The sequence below is a fragment of the Arthrobacter sp. USHLN218 genome, assembly GCF_037144715.1.
Taxonomy (GTDB): domain Bacteria; phylum Actinomycetota; class Actinomycetes; order Actinomycetales; family Micrococcaceae; genus Crystallibacter.
The window spans coordinates 190,856-207,331 of the sequence record NZ_JBBCYT010000004.1; the positions used below are offsets into that span (position 1 = coordinate 190,856).

Here is a 16,476-nt window from a genome sequence, read left to right on the forward strand (position 1 = left end):
TCTTGTAGATCATGATTTGCCCTGCCCCAACTGGCAGCAACAGGGCGCCTAGAGCCAGGCGTCAGCGAGCGGCGGCATGCACCACTGCCTCGGCTTCTTCCGTTCCGCCTGAGATTTCGTCAGCGACGAGGTACGCGAGTGTCAGTCCACGGCCGAGTGCAATGCCGCTGTTGTACCCTGTCCCCGTTGTCGACATCCCGGCCGCCGACCCCACGGCATAAAGCCCGCTGATCGGGTTCCCCAATGCGTCAAGAGCATGCCCATCCCCGTCGATGCGCACTCCGCTGGAGCCGATCCCGGTCCCAACGAACTTCAGCCGGAGACCATGGAATGGCCCCTGGGCGATCTCCCCCAGCACGGGACTGGGCTTGTTCGTCGGGTCTCCGGCAAACTTGTTGACGTAGGTCACCGTGCCACGCCCAAAGTCCGGGTCCTCACCCTTCCGCGCGTTCTCACTGAAACGCTGGGCGGTCCGCTCCAGCTGCTCGCCGTCGATGCCGAGCTTCGCTCCCAGTTCCTGAAGGGTCGGCGCGGAAGTCACCCATCCCTCCGGGTATTCGCCGCCCGGGGGCGTGGCGGCCAGTCCGTACTTCTGGCGATGCTGGTCGTCCCAAATGAGGAAGAAGGGAAGGTGCCGATCGATCGGGTTCAGTGTCTTGGCGACGATGTCGACCCAGTAGGAGTCGTTGCAGTACCGGTTGCCGGTCTCGTCGACGATCATCGAGTGCGGCATCGCGTACTCGGGTCCGTAGCCGTAGCCGGTGCCCACCTGCGAGCGCCATCCGGGCAGGATCGGCACGGCCGTAGCCGGGATCCTCGTGATGTCGCCGCCCACTGCGCGCGCGAGCCTGATTCCGTCACCGCGCAGCGTCTCGGGCGCGACGCTGCCAAAGTCCTCGGGATCCATGCCGAGCATCTCGCGCACCAACTCGGGGTCCCAGTCGTAGGTGCTCGTGGCCAGGACGACGGGTCCGCTGAACTGGACGACGCCGTCGGGCGACTCGGCCCGCACTCCAACTACGGTGCCGGAAGTGTCCGTCAGGAGCTCGATCACGCGGTGTTCGAGCCGGATCTCGATCGACCTCTCAGCGAGCACGCGAGCAAGGAAGGAAGCCACGACGCCGGTACCGAAGGTCAGGGGATCCCCATCAGCGGTTTCTCCCGTTCCGTGGCTGCCGTCGGCCAGGCCGAACGCAGGCAAGCCCGCATGTCCATGCTTGGCCGGGGCGTCGTCCTCGATGTAGCTGGCCCGGCGCCCCTTGCCCAGCATTTCGTCGTAGGTCTGCCCGACCGGGAAGTACGGGCTGTAGCGCAGCTTCTCCCGCCACTCGCCGAGCACACTGCCATCGATCACCGCATTGGTGAGGTACCGCCCCTCCGGAAGGGCGCCGTCCGCCTCGTTATGGTAATCCGCAAGCCCGGGAATCATGGCCCAGCGAATGGCGCCGGCTTCCTCCCAGTACTTCATGGCCTTGGGCGAGGTCTCGATCCAGCGCTTCATTGCCACTTCGTCAAGCACTTCGGGCGCATCGTGCGCAATGGCGCGGATGTACCGCTCAGTAAGGCCCAGGGAGTCCTCGATTCCGTTCCGCTCGGCGACGTGGTTGGCGCCGGACCACACCTGCCCCCCTGAGTACGCGGCAGCGCCACCAACAAGTTCCGAGGCCTCGAGCACGACGGCCCTGCCGCCTCGCAGGGCGACCCCTAATGCAGTGGCCAGGCCGGAAAGGCCGCCTCCGACGACAACTACCTGCTCAACGCCGTCCGCGGATACAGCACGGGACTCCTCCACCATCACAAGCTCCTCCCTGAGTAATTAACACCTGTGCATAGTCGATATCATTATCAGGAATTTGTCAATCAGTTTAAGTGAGCCTGTTCACATACCGTGTTTCCAGCGGGTGCGGGCTAAACTCGCCGCATGCTTGCATCGACGCAAGAACAATGGCAGCTTCGAGCGGTAGATCGGAGCCGGCTGCATCCAGGCATCGGCGAGGGGCGCTGACAATCACGGGAACGGACATGCTGCATCACCGCCCCGGAAAATTTCCTGCCCCGCGGCCGGTGTGGACATGCTTACCGACCTGTCACTTCTCGATGCGCCTGCGTCCACCGGCAAGGTCACACCGGTGGCACACCCTCCCTCATCGCCTGCCGGGTAAAGGACCGCATTGGCCTCATGGAATCTTCTATCCCCGTCTGACTCCTTTATAGCCCCTTCGAGCAAGAGCGGAACACGGCGCAGTCCGGTGCAGTCATCTTCGGGACGCGGTCCAGGTTTCGATGCCCTCCGGGTAATCCGCCGGGGCCGGCTCCGTACCGGGCCATCGCATCCGGTTCGGACTGGAGAGCCCGGAGGCGTATTCGCCTGCGGGGACGGCGTACATGAATCTCACCCTGCGGAGGGAGAAGCGCCAGCGGCCGTCCTCCCGGCAATAGGCATCGTCGTAGCGATAGGCTGCGATGATGGTGGTGCGCCGCGTCACGAGTTCAGCATGGCCACTCGCCCAACCGGTCGCCTGGTCGGGGCCGGTGAGCGTCACGATATGGGACTCGGGGGTATGGAGCATCGCCTGGTAGGTATGCATCGCCGATTCAAACGACTCGCGGATCTCATCGAGGCCCACTGCCTCGTCCCCGCGGCGGTCGAAGACGCTGTGGGTTGCGAAGGTGCTGATTACAGCCTCGATATCGTGGTCGTCCACGGCGCGGGCATAGAGCGCTACGAGGTCCCGGATCGCCTCGCGGTCCAGCAGACCACGTACCGCCTCGCGCAGCGCGGCCGGATCGTCCAGATCGGGTACGCGGCACTGCCGGTCGAGTAACGCAGACAGCATGCTTTGCGTTGTCACATCATCCTCATATATCTACATCGAACGCGGGTGCGGGCAGTCGGCTCGGTATTTCGTGTAGCCGTTCAGGAATGTGCCTTGGTGAAGTCATTCGCGTTGCGGCAGGCGTAGCTCATCCGGCCACGAGTGACCAGTTCCCCACCCCGCGTGATCTCATACCCGACTCGGTACGACGTTTCGCCCAGCCCGTCGAGCACCACCTGGCAGGTGAGACGGTCGAGGACCCTCGCCACGGAAAGGTACCGGGCACCGGAACTGATGCCCACAGTGACTAGTCCAAGTCCTTCCTGCATTTCGCCGCTTCGGATTCCCTGGCCAAAGAGCCACGACGTGTAGGCCCGCTCCATCCAGCGGTAGTAGATGGCGAAGTAGGCAATACCTACCGCATCACAGTCTCCGTAGGAAAGCTGGAAGTCCAGTTTGGAACCGGTCACAGCCGTTCATCCCTCCTGTTTCATGGGCCCGTTTCATGGGCCGGCCTCACGGCCGGGTCCGTTCGTCCAATCCGAACGGCTCGACCAGGACGCTCGCCGTTCCGGACAGCACCGCAGTCCCGCCCGAGACCTTCAACGCAATCTCGCACTCGGCGACTCGGCCTGCCTCCGTGACCCGCAACCCGGTCACCGTGCCCTCCGCTTGGACCCGGTCACCGGCAAGGACATTTCCCAGGAATCTCACTTGGAAGTCCAGGATCCGGTCCCGTCCACCCGCCCAGCCTGCCAGCATGGTCATGAGATACCCCATGTTGAGCGGCCCTTGGTTCACCGGCCGATCCCCCATGCCCAATGCAGCAACCGCATCCGTGTCCCAGTGGATGGGATTGGGATCGCCGAGCAGCGCCGCCATGGTCTTCATCGGCCGGACGTCCACTTGCACCTCATGCACCGGCAGTGAGGTTCCTACGGCAATGTTCATCCCTCAGTCCTCCTGGGAAGCACGAGGGAGTTCCAGCAGGTGGCCACGTGCGCCTGCTCGTCGTGGAGGTACAGTTCGTAGCCCACGACGTCGAAGACCCCGGCCCGCCGCCCTGACTTGCGGTCGATCGAGGTGATTTTTCCACTCACTCGGTAGGTTGCCCCGGATTTCAGCGGCGTGTGCAAGGTCGTCCTATGCTCGCCGAACATGGGTCCGTCGTCTGCGGTGGCATCGAACCACGAGAACAGTTCGTCCCAGGTGATGCCCATGCCGCCCACCGCGGCCATCCAAGCCAGGACCGGGTGGGGCTGCAGGTCCGTTGGGTCATCGCCCAAGGCGTCCGCAAGGAGCCAGGCCCGCCACGGTTCGAGGGTATAGCGGCCGCCAGGGAACTCCCGGCCGACGAGTGACTGGTGTGAGAGAGCCGTTTCAGACACGACGTTCCTGGTTCTCCCAATAGGGAGCCCGAAGGTCCCGCTTCAGGATTTTGCCAGTGGGGGCCTTGGGCAGTTGCGTGACGAACTCCACTGAACGGGGTTTCTGGTAGCTGGCCAACTGCGTCTTGGCCTGGTCGATAATCTCCTGTTCAGTCGCCTCGTGCCCGGGCTTGAGCACAACGAATCCCTTAGCCGACTCGCCCCATTCCTCATCCGGCACGCCGATGACAGCACACTCCAGGACGGCGGGGTGGCTAGCGATGGCTTCCTCCACCTGGACACTGAAGATATTCTCGCCGCCGGAGATGATCATGTCCTTGGCCCGGTCCACGATGAAGACGTAACGGTCCTCGTCCCAGGTTGCCACGTCGCCCGTCCACATCCAGCCATCGCGCAGGGTCTGCGCGGTCAACTCGGGCTGGTTCAGGTACCCGACCATATTTGCCTCGGACCGAACGATGATCTCGCCCGGAGTCTTGCCATCTCGCGGCACCTCCCGGCCCAGATGGTCCACGACGCGGACGGTAGTAAGGAATCCCTCGCGGCCGCAGGAGCGGAGACGCTCGGGATGGATTCCCGCCATAGCATTCGCATGGTCCTCCTGCGAGAGGAAGCACATCGTGGTCCCCTCTGTCTGGCCGTAGCCCTGGATGAGGGTGCAGGGGAAGGAGTCCAGCGCCTGACGAACGATGGAAGACGGCATCGGCCCGCCGCCGTACTGGATGTTGCGCAGGCTGCTCAAGTCGTATTGGTCGAATCCCTCCACCGCCATCATCCAATTGAGCATCGTGGTGATGCCCAGGAACGCCGAGACCTTCTCCGCTTCGATGATCTCCAGCGCCTGCCGGGCCTCGAAGTTGACGAGGACCAGGGGGCACCCGTGCTTCAGGTAGTTCATGGAGAGGATGATCGGAATGTGGTACATCTGCCCCGTCAGCATGTACACATCGCTCGGGACGATCCTCTCCGCCACGGTCTGGTTCAGCATGCCGGCGCCTGCGCTTCGATGCGTGTGGAGTGCGCCCTTGGACTGCCCGGTCGTGCCCCCGGTGTAGAGGATGAAGAAAGGATCGTCATCGCCGATCCGGGACGTCGTCACCGGCTCCTCACCGGACGAACTCTTCACCAGTCGCTCCAGGCTGCCGTCGCCCCCGTCACCGAACTCGAACCAGTGCGGAATGTCCAAGGCTCGCTGCAGATCCCGGGTCACCTCGAGGAACTCATCGGAGGCGATGACGGCCTTCGGTGCTGCATCCCTCACGATCTCCGTGAGGGATGGCGAAGCCAACCGCCAGTTCAGGGGCTGGGTCACCAGGCCGGCGCGGCCCGCAGCGAAGTAGAGGGCCTGGTACTCGACGCTGTTGCGCGAAAGCATCGCTACCCGGTCGCCGGGCTGCAGGCCCAGGCCGAGCAGTCCGTTCGCCAGGCGTCGCACGACGGAGTCCAGGTCCGCCCAATTGATCCGCCGGTCGTTGGGCACGTCGTAGACAGCTTCGGCATTGGGCGTAAGCGCGGCCCACTTGGCCGGAATGAGTCCTAGGTTCGCCACTACAGGTTCCTCTCCGCGGTCCGGCGCAGGTCAGTAGGACCTGTCCAGGTCAAGGTGGAGTTTCCGGAATCGGAGGGCGCCTCCATCCTCGACGATCTCGTTCCTGTACACCCCTGCACTGAGCAACTGGATCCGACTGTCTTCCGTCGCGACCAGCGTCAGATAGCTCGTCGTCCGGACGACCCCGTCCTCGTCGGTCACGAGGAGGTTGGAATTGATGTGGCGGCGCTGATCAGTCTGAGCCGCCATGGAGTCGGCCATAAGCTTCATGATCGTGTCCCGGCCCTCGAAAGACAGGGGCTCCTGCCCCGCAACCTGCATGCTGAATACGGCACCCTCTGTGAAACAGGATTCCATCGCTTCCAGGTCCCTGCTGTCATAGGCCAGAGAGTAGGTGTTGAGCAGCTTCTCGACCGATGCGCGGTCGGTCAGGGTCATCTCAATTCGGTCAGTCACAGTGGTCTCCTGATTCAATCCCCAGAACGCATAATAATGATGCGCATGAATAGTACGAAGCGTATGACAGGACGCTGCTACTGTCCACACCTAAACGCGGGCATTCAGCTATTGATCTCGCGAGCTGTCCCGGCCCCTGCCGTTGCCTGGCATCTTCGTGGAATCGTGGCTGACGGCCACCGCCGTCGGATGGAACTCGATGGCCACGCGCTTTGCACTATCAAGTAGTCGGATGAAGCTTTCCGGATCTTCCGGCTGGTGCCTAGCTGCAAACGCCGCCAGGAACCTTGCCTTCGTGGCGGGATCCCGATGGATGATCGCCGTTCCACGCATGGAAAGCATGCGCCGTCCGGGCAGCGCGGTGCCCGCATTGGAGATCACCATGCTCACCCGCGGATCCCTCTCGACGCCGCGCACGTGCCCCCGCCCCTCGACGGCCGTGACCCAGAAGGACCCCTCAAATTCGATGTAACTCATGACGACTCCGCTAGCCCACCCGTCTTCATTCGTGAAAACGAACGTGCATTCGGACTGCGTCTCGATCAGCTCGGCCTGGCCATCCCTGCCCAGGCCGAGGCCGCGCAGGTCCTCAATGTCGTCGACCCCGGTCTTTGGCATCGCATGCTCCTTACTGGGGCGACAACTGCAGCAGTTGGGCAAGGTTGCCACCCAGCACGTGGCGGGTCTCCTCGTCGGTGAGGCCAAGCCCGTGTATGGCGGCGATCTCTTCGCCGGGATTGGTCATCGGCCAGTCGGACCCGAAAACGATCCTTTCGGCCCCATGGTTTCTGATGAGCCTCCGGACTCGGTCCGGAGCGAGCGTGGTCAGCGAGGGAGGCCAGGACGTTTCGAGGATGACATCCGCCCCGGAGAGCATCTCCTCGGCGTCATCGAGGATCTTGTAACCGCCGAAGTGGCAGGCCATCAAGGTCAGGTCGGGGAACTGCCGCGCGATGTCGGCGATCATCTTGGGGCTCGACAGCGCGTTAGTGCGCGCGTCCCCGCCTTGGCCGACGTGCGTAATCACGGAGATTTCGGACCCAAAGGCGTCCAGGATCCGCCACAGCCGCGGGTCGTTCAGGGCGAAGTTCTGGAACAACGGATGCAGCTTGACGGTCCTGATCCCGTGGCGGCGCAGGCTCGCGATGTTCTCTTCAAGCGGCAGGTCCACATGCACGGTCCCCACCGGGTGCCGCCGCGCGCTGGCCAGGCCAGCAACGAAGCGGTTCACCGAGTCCACGTGCCTCGCTTCATTGGCGATGCCCAAACAGCAACTTGCCTGGACCCCGTGGGCGTCCATCGCTTCGTCGAGTCCGGCAACCGTGCCGTTCCCGCGCGGTTCGAGCCCCGGCACGGGATTGGAGTTCAGCGCGAGCCCGGCGATTTTGTCGGGCCAAACGTGGGTGTGGGCATCGATGATGAGTTCCGGCTTCACTTCGCCACCTTCCGCAGGCGCCGGGCCAACGAGTCGAGCAGCACTTCGGTGGAACCCTCGTAGATGCGCAGCGGCCGCGCATTGCGGTAGAGCCGTTCGATCTTGGAACCGCGCACTAGTCCGAAGCGGCCCATCACCTGTACCGCCCGGTCCACGACCCGGCCGGCGGTCTCGGTGGCACTGATCTTCGCCATGGATGAAAAGTCCAGGTGGCCCAGCGGATCCGTGCGGGCCAGCGCAGCCGCCCGGTATGCCATGGACCGCGCGGTCTCGACCTCAGTCCAGCACAGCGCCAGGGACTGGGCGACCGGTCCGAGTTCGATCAGCGGGGCCCCGAACTGCGTGCGGCTCTGCGCATGGCTCAGTGCTTCATCGAGGGCTGCCTGGGCCAACCCGACGGCGGAGCCGGCCACCGATACCCGGAAAACGGCCAGCGCCTGGAGCATCAACGAAAAGGCCTTGCCCGGAACACCAAGCCGGTGGCTTGCCGGGACCACGACGTCGTCAAATTCCAGCTCGCCGAGGATGTGCGGGGCGATCAGGTCGTCACCGGGGTGCGCGGTCAGTCCCTTCGTGTCGGCCGGGACCAGGACCATGGAATACCCGTCGCCTTCGCGGCCGAGTACGCAGTAGAAGGAAGCGGCGCCCCCATTCGTGATAAAGGACTTTCGTCCGCGCACCCTCAGGCCGCCCTCCACCTGCTCAATGGTCGTCTGGACCGCGCGCAGGTCCGAACCGACTTCCGGCTCGGTCAGGGCGATGGCCGCGATGGCCTCGAGGGTCACGACTTTCGGCAGCCACTCCCGCTTCAGTTCCTCGGCCCCGCCGACGGTAAGTGTGTAGGACCCGATACCCTGGACCCCGAAGAGCGAATCCAGGTGCGCCGACGAGTACATGAGCGCCTCGCGGATGACGGTGATGGCCAGCGGATCCAGCGTCTCCGAGTGTCCCCCGTATGCAGCCGGCACCACGTGCGCGGCTAGTCCGGAAGCCGCGAGCGCCTCGCGCATCGGCTCGTAGAGCTCCGATGACGCGTCGGCTTCCGTAGCCACGGAATCCAGCTCGGCGGCAAGTGCCCGTGCACGCTCCTGGACCAGCTTGTGGCCATCATCCAGGTCGAACCCGCCGCCCGCCGGCAGCACCACAGGACCCATATCCATCTCCAGCTCAACGCTCACAACTGTTCCCGCTCCTTCGAAGAATTACGTCTTGGTCAAACATCATTAGCATGCCGGGCGCCGCATTACGGCAGCCCGCCATTGCCCGCGTCCGGCTCCGGCCACCGCTATCCGCGGCGGCCGGAGCCTCGTGTCAGCGCCGCTGATCGAAGCGGCGCCCCAGAACCTCCGACACGATACGGATGCGCTGCATCGACGGGGTGCCACCGGCGATGGCCCACCCGTGGGAATCGCGGTGGAGCCGCTCAAGTCCGTACTCCTCCGTATAGCCGTTCCCGCCATGCACCTGGATCGCCAGGTCGGTGACCTTCTTGGCCATTTCGTTGGCCGTGCACTTGGCCAGCGAAACCTGCAGCGGGTCCGGAATGCCGTCTTTCACGCTGCCGGCAGCACGTTCGACGAGGAGCCGCGCTGCCTCGACCTGCAGGACCATGTCCGCGACCATCATCTGGATCGACTGGAATTCCACCAATTGCTTGCCGAACTGCTCCCGTTCCTGGATGTAAGCCAGCGTCTTGTCCAGGGCCGCCTGCCCGATCGCAAGCGACATGGTCGCGTTGCCCATCCGTTCGATCGAGAACGCCCCGAAGAGCGAGCTGAACTTCCCGGCCGGCACGACGACGTTCTCCTTGGGTACCAGCACGTCGTCGAAGATTACATCCGCGGACGGAATACCCCGGAAGCCCATCAACCGCTCAGGTGCTCCGAAGCTGACGCCGGACATCGCTTTGTCAACGACAAGGGCACCGATACCTTTGGCCCCAGGCGCGTCGGAAAGGCGCGCATAGACCAGGTAGTGGTCAGCCTCTCCGCCGTTGGAGATCCAGCGCTTCGCACCGTTGAGTACGTAGCCGTCATCTCCGACCGGCCGCGCGGTGGTCCTTGCGTCGGTCGCTGCAGAGCCCGCGTCCGGCTCAGAGATGGCCACAGCCATGGTCCTGTCACCCGTGATGATGTTCGGCAACAGCCGTTCGCGCTGCTCCTCGGTGCCCAAGTGATTGATTACCTGGGCAGGACCCGTATTCGACTCGAAAATCTGGAACGCCGCCGGCCGGCAGACTTTTGCGAATTCCTCGATCACCGCCAGGGCTTGGGATAACGGCGCGCCAGCGCCCCCAAAGCGTTCCGGGTGCGCGATGCCCAGGAACCCGAGGTCTCCGAGCCGCTTGCGCTCGGCCAAGGATATCGGCGTCCTCGTCACGTCCAATTCCTCAGCCATCGGCGCATAGACCTCTTCGGCCACTTGGGCCGCCAGCTTGCGGGTCTCGGCGTGCTCATCAACAACGGAAACCGTCACGGCCCCCACCTCCAATTACATCGATCCATGGGCAACGCCCTGGAAGGGCTCTTCAGCCTCGGAATCCGGCTCGCGATGCCGCATGACCGGAATCTAAGTGTCTGTTGTATTCATTATCCTAGATTTTGTTCGGAATGGAAAGCCCCGTTCCGCAAAGAGCGAAAAGGGGCCTTCGGGTCAGGCCGAACCCACGGAATTCGCGGCAGTACGGAAGCGCGGTTTGCGTTTCTCCATAAACGCCTGCGCCCCTTCTCGCATGTCGTCACTGCCGATTGCCTGGATGAGGGACTCAAGCCCCGCCTGCATGTTGTCCTTCGATGCGTTCCACCACAGGTTCGAGCTGACCTTTGCGATCTCCAAATAGCGCGGACTCAGTTCGTGGATCTCGGCGAGCCAGCGGTCCACACCCTCATCTAGCCGCCCATCCGGCACGACCTCGTTGATCAACCCCATGGCATACGCCTGCTCTGCCGTATAGCGCCGGCACATGAAGGACATCTCCTTGCTCCGCTTCTCCCCAATTTGCACGGCCGCGAGATTGGTTGCACCAAGCACCGGCGCAGAGCCCACCTTCGGCCCGGTCTGCCCGAAGGTCGAACGTTGGGTAGCGATCGCGAAGTCGCAGGCGATGACCAACTCGTTGCCACCACCCGCAGCCGCCCCATCCACCGCGGCAATCACGGGGCGCGGACATGCCCTAATGGCATCCACGAGGCGCAGCGACGTGGTGAATAGCTCGCGCAGTTCCTCCGGGTCAGGATCACTCAACTGGCCGAGCGCACCCCCGGCACAGAACGATCCACCGCTACCCGTGATGACCACTGCTTCCGCCCTCGAAGCGGAGTGCAGCCCCTCGATCATGGCCCTGGCCATGTTGAGGTCGTAGGCATTGCGCCGCTCGGGGCGCTCAAGCGCGATGCGGACAACTCCGTCAAGATTCTCTACGCTGACGCCGACCGGAGACATATCAACTCCAAACTGAGTAGGTTCACGTTGTTCAAAATTCTATGCACATGGATTGCATGCGCCGCCCAGGCCTGCGGGAGCCGTCCCGCCTTGGGGGACGCGTCCCGGCTGGAACCTTGACCCGATCCTACGCGCAATCTAAGTTAATTGTATGAATCATGACCAACAATTAGCGATGTCGCGTGGGAGTGCCTTTCCGCATCTGTTCTCCCCCGTCCAGTTGGGGCCTATGGAGCTGCGCAATAGGGTCATGATGCCGCCGCACAATTCGGCCATCGGCAATCTTTGGGGCGCCGACGAGGGAGAAGCGGACCGGACGATCGCGTACCTGGAATCGCGGGCGAAGGCCGGGGTGGCCTGGATTGGCGGCGTAACCGGGCGTATCCAGAACCAGTTCATTCCCGGCTTCGAGCCCTCGGGCATCAGCGCCGAAACGAAGGGCTACTTCAGGCTGCCCTACTTCGTCGACCGGGTTCAGAAGGTCACGGACACGCTGCATGCCGCCGGCGCTGTGGTCACTTGCCAGATGACCATGATCGGCGGCTTCCCGCATGCGCCCTCGGCCCGGCCGAGTTCGCCGGTCAGCAACCAGCTGCCGCATGTCGTCACCGCCCGGGAAATCTCCTGGTTCGTGCAGGAGTACGGTTTCTCCGCCGGGCAGGCACTGCGAGCCGGGCTCGACGGCATTGAACTGCATGTGAACCATGACGACCTCCTGGAGTGGTTCCTCTCCCCGCTGACCAACCACCGCCAGGATGCCTATGGCGGTTCGCTGGAGAACCGCGCGCGGTTCGTGGTGGAGACGCTCACTGCCATCCGCGACGCCGTCGGAACCTCGATGGCCGTAGGCATCAGGCTGAACATCAAGGAGGAGGTTCCGGGCGGTTACGACGCCGCAGGCGGCATCGAGATTGCCCAATACCTGGAATCAACAGGCCTGATCGACTTCATCCACGGCGTCGTCGGCACCCCTTGGGGCAACCCAAGTTACATCCAGCCGCACTTCTTCGATGCGGGCCAGTGGGCCGAGCTGGCCGGGGACCTGAAGCAGGCCGTCTCCCTGCCGGTGGTGCATACCGGCCTGGTCAACTCGCCCGAGATCGCCGAAAGGATCCTGGCTTCGGGTCATGCCGACGTCGTCGGGATGGCCCGTGCGCACATTGCCGACGGCGAACTACTGGTCAAGGCTGCAGAGGGCCGCACGGAGGAGATCCGTCCCTGCGTCGGCGGTAACGAATGCATCAACCGGCGCTACGTCGACGGACTGCCCTTCGGCTGCGCCGTGAATCCGCACACGAGCCATGAACTCGAAGGCCCCTGGGCACGTTCCGACAGCCCGCGGCGGCTGCTGGTCATCGGCGGCGGCCCGGCCGGCCTGGAACTGGCGGGCCTTGCAGCCGAGAGCGGCCACAGCGTAGACCTGTGGGAAGCGCAGGACCAGCTGGGCGGACAGCTGCGCATCGCCGCCGCCGCGCCGCGGCACGAGCGCTTCGGCCAGTACCTGCAGTGGCAGCAGAACCGCCTCGCCGACCTCGGCGTCAAGATCCGGCTGAACCACGACGCCACCGCGGATAACGTCCTGGCCGAGGATGCCGACGTCGTCGCCGTCGCCACGGGCGCGTCGGCACGGCGTCCGCCGATCCCGGGCGCGCAGGACCCGCACGTCCTGGAGATCCGCGACGTCCTCACCGGCCGGGCCGCCGTCGGCGAGCGCGTCATCATCGTGGCGCAGGACGACCACATGCCGCCGCTGGCACTGGCCGACCACCTCAGCTCCCGCGGCCACCAAGTGCGGATCATCTACGCCACGAACGGAGCGGCCCAACTGCTTGGACGCTACATCGTCGGCGGCATCCTGGGCCGGCTTAGCACGCAGAAGGTGCAGTTCCGGTTCATGGAGGAAGTCACCGCCATCACCGCCGGCACCGTGACCACGCGCAATGTGTACTCCGGCGTCGAGGAACAGCTGGACGGTTTCGACTCTGTGGTCCTGGCCTGCGGCGGAGTTGCGGAAAGCTCCCTCTTCGAAACGCTGCGCGAACGCCGCGGGAACGTCCATCTGCTGGGTGATGCCTTCGCCCCCCGCCGGCTGGTCTTTGCCACCCGCCAGGCATACGCGCTGGCCAAGATCCTCCAGGGCCCTCCGGTGGCGGACGGCCTGGCCATCGAGAAGGACAATCGGTGAGTGACGGAACCTTGACCGGCAGCGCCGCAGCGGTCCGTGAGCCGCTTGACCTGGCCGCACTGTTCGCGCCGCGTTCCATCGCAATTGTCGGTGCCTCGGCCAACGAAGAGGGGTACTCCTCGCGGAGCCTCGCCAACCTCCTGCGGACGGGCTATGCAGGCAGGATATTTCCCGTCAACCCGCGCTATGAAGAACTTGAAGGACTCCGCTGCTACGCGAAGGTCAGCGACATCGGCGAACCAATCGATGCTGCCATCCTGCTGGTTCGCGCGGACCTGGTGCCGGACGCCGTGCGCGACTGCGCCAACGCGGGCGTCAAGGTCATTACGGTCTGCTCGGCCGGTTTCGCGGAAGACGGCGAGGCCGGGCAGGTCCGCCAGCGCGAACTCGTCGACCTCGCCCGTGGGCGCGGCAGCAGGCTGCTGGGGCCCAACTGCATCGGGGCGGTGAGCGTGACGGACCAGGTCGTGGCCTGTCCCACCCTGAACATCACCGGAACCTACACCGGCGGAAGCATCAGCATCATCAGCCAGAGCGGCGGCATGGCGGTGAATCTCTTCAACCGGGCGCAGGGACGGGGCATCGGGATCCGCGGTTTCGTTAGCGTAGGCAACGAGGGCGACGTCGACGTCGCAGACTTGGTCGATGCGCTGGCCGATGATGGGCAGACAAGCGTCATCGCGCTCTTCGTGGAGGAACTGCGGGATGTCCCGGCCTTCAAGGCCGCCGTGGCCAAAGCGCACCGGGCAGGCAAGCCCGTCCTGGCCTTGAAGGTGGGCCGCTCCGACGCCGGACAGCGCAGCTCGCTCAGCCACACCGGCGCCATGGCCGGCTCCCAGGCCGTCTTCCGCAACATCATGGAGCAGCTCGGCGTCCTCGAGGTCGATTCGGTGGACGCGCTGATCGATACGGCGGACCTCATGGCGCGGGTCCCGATGCCCGAATCGAACCGGGTACTCATTGTCTCGCCGTCGGGCGGCGAATGCAGCTACGCGGCGGACCGGGCCACCGAACTCGGTTTGGACGTCCTGCCCCTGTCCGAGGAGACGGTCCAGGCCCTGTCCCGGACCATGCGCTTCGGGGCCCCGAGCAACCCCTTCGACCTCACCGGCCAGGTCATCGGCAACACGGAGTTCCTCCTCAGCGTCCTGGCGGAGCTTGAGCAGGCGCCGGAATTCGGCATGGTCCTCTACGCGGTCCCCACCTGGGGCTCCCACGACGCCGAACGCCTCCTGCCCGGCTTCATTACTGCGGCGGAAGCCAGCGGCAAGCCCACCGTCATTTCCGCGTGGACGGCCGCCAACCTGACTGACCGGGGCGAGGACCTCCTCGCAGCCAGCAGCGCCCCGCACTTCGCCTCGGCCGACGCGGCGCTGACGGCGCTGTCCCATCTGGCCCGCTGGGCAGCGTCCTACCGGGAGGCCACGCGGACCACGGCAACCGCCAGGCAGACCGGCACGGACGCGGCCGTGCAGATTCGGCGCCCGGCGGAGATGGCCGAACTGCCAACCGAGCACGAGGCCAAGGCGTTTCTGGCGCGGCACGGTCTGGCAGTATCCCGCGAAGTCCTGGTCGAGGAACCGGCGGCGGCTGCCAAGGCCGCGGCGGAGATCGGCTGGCCGGTTGTCGCGAAACAGCTTTGTACCAATGTGGTGCACAAGTCCGATCTGGGGCTAGTCCGGGTGGGCCTCCGCGACGAGGGCGAACTTGCCGGGGCCGTGGAGGACTTCGGGGACATCGTCGCCGCCCAGGGCCTGAAGTCCGAGGGGCTACTGCTGGCAGAGCTGCGTACGGGAGCCGAAGTCATCATCGGCGGGGTCAGGGACCCGAAGTTTGGGCCCCTCGTCATGATCGGGGCCGGCGGGGTGCTGGCTGAGTTGATGGACGACACTGTGTTCCGGCAATGCCCCGTCGACCGGCAAGAGGCCGTTGCGGCCGTCAGTCAACTTGCGGTCGGACGGCTGCTGCGGGGCTACCGCGGGACGGAATACGACCTGGACGCCCTGACAGAGCTGGTCGTGCAGTTCTCGGAACTCTTTGCGGCAGCCGACTGGATACAGCAGGCCGACCTCAACCCCGTCATCGTTTCCAACTCAAAGCAGGGCGGTGCCGTCATCGTTGACGCCGCACTCGTTCTTACACCATCCACTGAGGAATCCACTGAGGAGCCAAGATGTCATTGAAGTTCGGGCTTGCCCTGATGAACGATTTTCCCCACGACGTGGTGCCGGCCAGCCGGATTTCCATGCTGCGCGAGCAGGTCCGCGCGGCGCGTGACGCAGGCATTGATTCGCTCTGGGTCCTGCAGCATTACCTCGGCGGAATGCCGACGCTGCAGCCGGTGCACCTGCTCTCGGCACTTTCGCAGGACGCCGGGGACATGAAGTTGGGCACCAACATGTACATCCTTCCGCTGCGCCATCCCGTTGGCGCCGCGGAGGAGTTCTCTACCCTGGACCATCTCTCCAACGGCAACGCGATCGCCGGCTTCGGCATGGGCTACCGCGAAAACGAGTTCAAGTCTTTCGGCGTGCCAATGGAGGAACGCATAGGCCGCTTCGAAGAAAGCGTGCAGTTGGTACGCCAGCTCTGGAGCGGCGAGCGGACCTCCTTCGAAGGCAGGCACTTCCATATGGAGGACGAGCGGATCAGCCTCGTTCCGGTCCAGCCGGGCGGCCCGCCCATCTGGATCGGCGCCGGCGCCCACCGCAAGGGCGCGGAGCGAGCCGCCCGGCTCGGCGATGCCTGGATTGTGCCGCCGCATACCTCTCCGGAGAAGCTCGACATCGTTTTGGGCCACTACAGGGCCGAGCGGGACCGCCTCGGCCTCGGCCCGGCCTCCGAACTTGTGGTCCGCCGCGAGCTCGTCCTCGACCCCGACGCGGAGCGGGCGCGGGCCATCGGGCTGGCCGCCCGGAATTCCCTGAGCCGCGAGTATGCGAAGTACAACGCGCCGGACCAGACGGGCAATTACTCGCATCTGTCCTCCGAACAGGCTGCGATGCAGACCGCAGACGCCTCCTATCTGTTCACCGACCCGGCATCCGCCGTCGTCGCCCTGAAGGCGCTCGAAGCCCAGGGCCTGACCTACATCGTGCTGCGCATGCAGTGGTACGCGCTGGAGCAGGAACAGGTGCTGCGCACGCTGGAACTGTTCAAGAACGAAGTCCTTCCGTCCTTCCGGTAACCGTCCCAGTCCCGGAAAG

Annotated in this window: 15 protein-coding genes; 3 read left to right on the forward strand and 12 right to left on the reverse strand. The window is 64.7% G+C overall.

Features of this window, described 5'->3' with window-relative positions; genetic code table 11:
* Positions 1-61: 61 nt before the first annotated feature.
* The 12 genes from WFH44_RS10740 to WFH44_RS10795 form a co-directional block, all read right to left on the reverse strand.
* On the reverse strand, positions 62-1,795 hold the full coding sequence (locus tag WFH44_RS10740) for an FAD-dependent oxidoreductase (RefSeq protein WP_336713861.1): 1,734 nt from the start codon (positions 1,793-1,795) through the stop codon (positions 62-64).
* A gap of 460 nt (positions 1,796-2,255) precedes the next feature.
* The gene (locus WFH44_RS10745; RefSeq protein WP_336713862.1) at positions 2,256-2,837 is read right to left on the reverse strand and encodes a nuclear transport factor 2 family protein; all 582 of its coding nucleotides are present in this window, start codon (positions 2,835-2,837) and stop codon (positions 2,256-2,258) included.
* Between the two features lie 80 nt (positions 2,838-2,917).
* Positions 2,918-3,286: an acyl-CoA thioesterase gene (locus tag WFH44_RS10750; protein WP_336713863.1), complete on the reverse strand. Its 369-nt coding sequence runs from the start codon at positions 3,284-3,286 to the stop codon at positions 2,918-2,920.
* A 46-nt stretch (positions 3,287-3,332) separates the two neighbouring features.
* Positions 3,333-3,767, reverse strand: a complete 435-nt coding sequence (locus WFH44_RS10755; RefSeq protein ID WP_336713864.1) for a MaoC family dehydratase — start codon at positions 3,765-3,767, stop codon at positions 3,333-3,335.
* Positions 3,764-4,204: a hypothetical protein gene (locus tag WFH44_RS10760; protein WP_336713865.1), complete on the reverse strand. Its 441-nt coding sequence runs from the start codon at positions 4,202-4,204 to the stop codon at positions 3,764-3,766. Before WFH44_RS10760 ends, WFH44_RS10755 begins: the two co-directional genes overlap by 4 nt.
* Complete coding sequence (locus tag WFH44_RS10765) at positions 4,197-5,753, reverse strand: AMP-binding protein (protein ID WP_336713866.1); 1,557 nt, start codon at positions 5,751-5,753, stop codon at positions 4,197-4,199. The genes WFH44_RS10760 and WFH44_RS10765 overlap by 8 nt, the downstream gene beginning before the upstream one ends.
* Positions 5,754-5,783: 30 nt before the next feature.
* The gene (locus tag WFH44_RS10770; RefSeq protein ID WP_336713867.1) at positions 5,784-6,209 is read right to left on the reverse strand and encodes a nuclear transport factor 2 family protein; all 426 of its coding nucleotides are present in this window, start codon (positions 6,207-6,209) and stop codon (positions 5,784-5,786) included.
* A gap of 108 nt (positions 6,210-6,317) precedes the next feature.
* A complete protein-coding gene (locus WFH44_RS10775) occupies positions 6,318-6,827 on the reverse strand; it encodes a pyridoxamine 5'-phosphate oxidase family protein (RefSeq protein ID WP_336713868.1) in 510 nt (169 codons plus the stop codon).
* Positions 6,828-6,837: 10 nt separating this feature from the next.
* Positions 6,838-7,644, reverse strand: a complete 807-nt coding sequence (locus WFH44_RS10780; protein ID WP_336713869.1) for an amidohydrolase family protein — start codon at positions 7,642-7,644, stop codon at positions 6,838-6,840.
* Positions 7,641-8,822, reverse strand: a complete 1,182-nt coding sequence (locus WFH44_RS10785) for an acyl-CoA dehydrogenase family protein (RefSeq protein ID WP_336713870.1) — start codon at positions 8,820-8,822, stop codon at positions 7,641-7,643. Before WFH44_RS10785 ends, WFH44_RS10780 begins: the two co-directional genes overlap by 4 nt.
* Before the next feature lie 133 nt (positions 8,823-8,955).
* Positions 8,956-10,119, reverse strand: coding sequence for an acyl-CoA dehydrogenase family protein (locus WFH44_RS10790; RefSeq protein WP_336713871.1), 1,164 nt, complete (start codon positions 10,117-10,119; stop codon positions 8,956-8,958).
* Positions 10,120-10,296: 177 nt separating this feature from the next.
* On the reverse strand, positions 10,297-11,085 hold the full coding sequence (locus tag WFH44_RS10795) for an enoyl-CoA hydratase/isomerase family protein (protein ID WP_336713872.1): 789 nt from the start codon (positions 11,083-11,085) through the stop codon (positions 10,297-10,299).
* Between the two features lie 175 nt (positions 11,086-11,260).
* Between WFH44_RS10795 and WFH44_RS10800 the strand changes: the two genes are divergently transcribed.
* From WFH44_RS10800 to WFH44_RS10810, 3 genes are read left to right on the forward strand one after another with little or no spacing between them, the layout of a single operon-like run.
* Entirely contained in the window at positions 11,261-13,270 is a 2,010-nt protein-coding gene (locus tag WFH44_RS10800; protein WP_336713873.1) for an oxidoreductase, read from the forward strand.
* On the forward strand, positions 13,267-15,453 hold the full coding sequence (locus tag WFH44_RS10805) for an acetate--CoA ligase family protein (protein WP_336713874.1): 2,187 nt from the start codon (positions 13,267-13,269) through the stop codon (positions 15,451-15,453). Before WFH44_RS10800 ends, WFH44_RS10805 begins: the two co-directional genes overlap by 4 nt.
* On the forward strand, positions 15,444-16,457 hold the full coding sequence (locus WFH44_RS10810) for an LLM class flavin-dependent oxidoreductase (RefSeq protein ID WP_336713875.1): 1,014 nt from the start codon (positions 15,444-15,446) through the stop codon (positions 16,455-16,457). Before WFH44_RS10805 ends, WFH44_RS10810 begins: the two co-directional genes overlap by 10 nt.
* The last annotated feature ends 19 nt before the right edge of the window (positions 16,458-16,476 follow it).